A 318-nucleotide genomic window follows, 5' to 3' on the forward strand; every position below is an offset into this window, starting at 1 on the left:
GAAAACAAGACAAATCATTAAAAAACTCGTTAAAAAGCTTGGTTTAATGAGTTTTTAAAACTTAATTGCTACAATTAAGGAAATTTTCAATAAGGCTTAGAGAAACTTTTTCATGGAACACAGAGTATTTACTATTGCTAATTTTTTTAGCTCCAATCATGATTTTATCACCGGGTTTTTTGTTGTTTTGACAGCGGTTTTGATGTTTTTAATCTCGCTTGGTGCGTCGCGCAAAATGCAGATGGTGCCTATGGGTTTGCAGAATGTGTATGAGAGCGTCATTAGTGCGATTTTGAGCGTGGCTAAGGATATTATAGG

At 34.6% G+C, this 318-nt stretch carries 1 protein-coding gene; it reads left to right on the forward strand.

What is annotated here, in order from left to right; translation table 11 throughout:
• Window positions 1-112: 112 nt before the first annotated feature.
• Window positions 113-318: hypothetical protein (locus tag GO013_RS16870; RefSeq protein ID WP_203529729.1), on the forward strand; the 206-nt coding region annotated here is incomplete at its 3' end.

Origin of the sequence: Pseudodesulfovibrio sp. JC047, from assembly GCF_010468615.1 — a bacterium.
Lineage (GTDB): Bacteria > Desulfobacterota > Desulfovibrionia > Desulfovibrionales > Desulfovibrionaceae > Pseudodesulfovibrio.